We start from the raw sequence: 267 nt of genomic DNA, 5'->3' as shown, positions 1-267 counted from the left end.
GGCAGTTGGGACATTCGCGCTGATCGGCCGGCAAGTAATGATGTTCTTCCACGCTGGGAAACTTGCTCAGTTCATCGGCGCGTTTGCCCTTGGGCTTCTTGCGACGGTGAGCGGCGACCACGGTTTCCTGTTCTTCGGTCTCGTTCTCTGCGGTGGGCGAAGCCAACGTGACGGCCTTGAAAGGCTGGTCTGTTCACCTCCCGGCAGTGTCTCTTTTTGCACGCCGAACCTTTTGCGCAGGTGGTATTGGAGGGTCTCATTCAAGAT

This window comes from Schleiferilactobacillus shenzhenensis LY-73 (assembly GCF_000469325.1).
GTDB classification, from domain to species: Bacteria; Bacillota; Bacilli; order Lactobacillales; family Lactobacillaceae; genus Schleiferilactobacillus; species Schleiferilactobacillus shenzhenensis.
Note: the sequence above shows the minus strand (reverse complement) of the source record.